Raw genomic sequence first — 3,380 nt, forward strand, 5'->3', positions numbered from 1 at the left:
CCAGCCGCCGCGTGCACCTGCCAGTCGCGCGCACCGAAGCGCATGGTCGATCCTGGCCTGAGCGTCTCGTCGAACTTGAATTGCGGACAAAGTTGTCCTGTAGGGACATAGGTTAGCGCAACCGGATCCCATTGCGCCACCTGCTTTGCATGTCCAGGCGGTATCAATGTCTTGATGTCCGGATAACGCGCTTGCAACGCGGCATTGCCGCCGCAATGATCACTGTGCAAATGGGTGTTGACCAGAAGGTCGAGGGACCGCTTATCGAGAGCGGAATCCAGCAGCGACAGCGTTTGTGCCGCGTGGGTGCAGTAGCCGCTGTCAATCATCAGGGTCTCCGCCCCGTCCGTGAACAAGATGTTGTTGGCCGACAGCCAGCCGCGTTCAAAAACGTGCAGACCCGGCAGTAAGTCAGGTGCGCCCATCAGCAAGACCTCGCGAGAAAGCCATCAGTCAGACGCGCGCAATTCGCGCCTGAGAATTTTTCCGACATTGGTTTTGGGTAAATCATCTCGAAACTCAATATATTTGGGGCGCTTGTAACCAGTGAGATGCTGCTTGCAATAGGCACTCACGCCGTCTTCGCTCAGTGCAGGGTCATTCTTCACCACAAAAACCTTGATGGCTTCGCCCTGCTTCTCGTCGGCAACGCCGATCGCGGCGCATTCGACAACGCCAGGGCATAGGGAAATCACGTTTTCAAGCTCATTGGGGAATACATTGAATCCGGAAACAATGATCATGTCTTTCTTGCGGTCAATGATCGTCGTGTATCCGTGCTCATCCATGATGCCGATGTCGCCAGTCCGCATGAAGCCATCGCTGGTAAAGGCTCTTTCATTTTCCCCGGGCTGCTGGTAGTAGCCCGTCATGACTTGGGGGCCCTTGATGCATATTTCACCGGATGCACCGAGCGCCAGGGAGTTTCCCTCATCATCCTTGATGCTCACTTCAATGCTCGGCAAGGGCAGGCCAATGGAGCCGGTGAACGCCTTGTTGGTCACCGGATTGTTGGTGCCTATGGCGCAAGTCTCGCTCATGCCCCAGCCTTCGATCATGGGGCAGCCCGTAACCTTCAACCAGTGCTGTGCGGTACCTGCCGACGCCGCCATGCCGCCTGCTTGGGATACGCAAAGGCTGGAAAAATCCACTGTCTTGAACTGCGGATGCTGAAGCAATGCGTTGAAAAGGGTGTTGACCGCCGGCAGCATGTGAAAGGGCCGTTTTTTGAGCACCTCGATGAATTTTCCGAAGTCGCGCGGATTCGGCACCAGCGTCAAATGGGCGCCCCAGCGAATCGCCAGCAGGCAGAGTGTCAACGCGAAGATGTGATACAGCGGCAACGCGGCAATGTTGTTGGTCTTGCTGACATCTCCCACGCGCCCCAGTGCGGGCTTAAACCACGCCTCTGCCTGCAATATTGCCGCGACGATGTTGCGGTGCGTGAGGACCGCGCCTTTAGACAAGCCTGTGGTGCCGCCGGTGTACTGTAGAAACGCCACTGAATCGAGCGTGCAGTGTGCTGGCCGTAGCGTCTGGCGGCTACCTTCGGTGATCGCATGGGTAAAGGTGGTGACGCGGCAGCCGTTGCTCACTGGAAGCTTGTACGCGGGTACCAGCTTGGCCAAATGACGGACTGCAAACGTCATCCATCGGCCATACCAAAACCCCAGCAAATCGCCTAGAGAGGTGATAACGATGTTCTTGACGGGTGTGCGGTCAATCACTTCAGCCAGTGTGGCTGCAAAATTTTCCAGTATGACCAGGGCGCTTGCGCCGGAATCCTTGAGCTGATGCTCCAGCTCGCGTGCGGTGTAGAGCGGATTGACGTTGACGCAGGTATAGCCTGCCCGCAAAACCGCCGCCATGGTGACGGTGAACTGAGGCACGTTCGGCAGCATGATGGCAACGCGTGCGCCGGGCTCAAGTCCGAGGCTCTGCAGCCACGCGCCCAGTGCGGACGACAAGTCGTCAAGTTGTGCGTAAGACATCCAGCTGTCCATGCAGACAGAAAACGGCTTGGACGCATTCTTTTTGAACGAACTCTCCAGCAACTCATTGAGCGACTGAAACTGCTCTGGGTCGATGTGGTGTGGAACGCCATCGGGGTAACTTTTAAGCCAATGCTTGTTCATACAAACTCCTTGCTGACTATTGTGAAAGCCACCGCACCGAACCGGCATGGGGCTTGTCCTAATGCGGGGCACCGGCCGCTAGCAAATCGGCCAATTTGGTCTCGCAGGCGACAGTTTCGTGCTCAAAACGGGGATCCCGGGTTCCCTGCTGTTCCAACACCTTCAGGAAGTCCTCTGCGCCCCGCATGACATCACAGCGAGCGCATACTTCCCGGATGCGTCAAGCTGGCCACTGCTGGGCTCCCTGAAAATTTGACCCCCCTATCAAAGGCTGCATGCGTCAATGAACGACCCTACCAAGAATGGCTTCCAGCGCGGCGGGACGGCCTCGGGCCACGCGTTGGGTGCCGGTATCACCGCCGAATTGCTGGTCAAGGCCGGGCTGCAGGTGATCGTCATCGAAGAAGGGCCGCTCAAGGGAGGTCGTGACTTCAATCCGCTTGAGTCCGAAGCGTATCCGTCGCTTTACCAGGACAGTGCCGCCCGCAAAACCCGGGACAAGTCCATCCATATTTTGCAGGGCCGCTGCGTCGGCGGGTCCACCACAGTCATCTGGACCAGTTCTTTTCGTACGCCGGCTTCCACACACCAGTTTTGGCAAGATCAATTTGGTCTGAAGGAATACAGCGTCCAAGCCCTGGTGCCTTATCTCGAGCAGGTAGAGCAGCGCCTGAGCATCACGCCCTGGCACATGGCGCCCAACGAGAACAATGATTTGCTGCGCCGCAGCGCTATCAATTCTCCCGCAGTGCTGTTGCGATCTGGCGCGCTGGACCCGCACGGGCGTGACCCGCCCCGACGGCGTGCATTGGCAACGGGAGAACCTCTCTATTCATACGGCTCGCTCTTTCCGACCAGTATCGGGGACAATCCGCAACTGTCTGTCTATGGCGTGGCCAACCTGCTGGCGCAAGGCCTGGTGAAGCGGCTGGCAGGTCGGGATGTCACGCTGGCCTGAGCAGCCTCAGACGCGTTCACTGCTTCATGCTGGCACATCTGCAAAAAATCATCACCTTGTCTCTGCTGGCGGCGGCCTGTGGCTGGCTGCTTTACTTTCGCGGCAGCGCCCCGGTGCTGGCCGTTGCCGGTTTTCTGCTGATTGCCCTGGGCTACACCGGTTTTCTTGCCATCGAATTCATCCTCATGAAGCGGATCAACCAAGGGGATCCGGTGCCCCGGCCGACCTGGCCGGAACTGCTCAGCGCCTGGTGGGGTGAGTCATGGACGGCGCCACAGGTGTTCTGT

3 protein-coding genes and 1 pseudogene are annotated in these 3,380 nt (G+C 58.0%); 2 read left to right on the forward strand and 2 right to left on the reverse strand.

Annotated elements, in window-relative coordinates:
- Positions 1-425: MBL fold metallo-hydrolase (locus Q8K05_RS06810; RefSeq protein ID WP_305245756.1), on the reverse strand; the 425-nt coding region annotated here is incomplete at its 3' end.
- A gap of 24 nt (positions 426-449) precedes the next feature.
- The gene (locus Q8K05_RS06815; RefSeq protein ID WP_305245758.1) at positions 450-2,135 is read right to left on the reverse strand and encodes an AMP-binding protein; all 1,686 of its coding nucleotides are present in this window, start codon (positions 2,133-2,135) and stop codon (positions 450-452) included.
- Positions 2,136-2,418: 283 nt separating this feature from the next.
- On the opposite strand from Q8K05_RS06815, the gene Q8K05_RS06820 reads away from it, so the two are divergent.
- A complete protein-coding gene (locus tag Q8K05_RS06820) occupies positions 2,419-3,093 on the forward strand; it encodes a GMC family oxidoreductase N-terminal domain-containing protein (protein ID WP_305245757.1) in 675 nt (224 codons plus the stop codon).
- Between the two features lie 26 nt (positions 3,094-3,119).
- Positions 3,120-3,380: pseudogene (locus Q8K05_RS06825) on the forward strand (permease); the annotation flags it as partial.

The sequence above is a fragment of the Polaromonas sp. genome, from assembly GCF_030682935.1.
In the GTDB taxonomy this organism is placed as follows: domain Bacteria; phylum Pseudomonadota; class Gammaproteobacteria; order Burkholderiales; family Burkholderiaceae_C; genus Polaromonas.

Excerpts from the sequence above, each read along its gene's own strand:
- Q8K05_RS06820 (WP_305245757.1), top strand. The coding sequence starts at position 2,419 with ATGAACGACCCTACCAAGAATGGCTTCCAGCGCGGCGGGACGGCCTCG.
- Q8K05_RS06815 (WP_305245758.1), bottom strand. The coding sequence starts at position 2,135 with ATGAACAAGCATTGGCTTAAAAGTTACCCCGATGGCGTTCCACACCAC.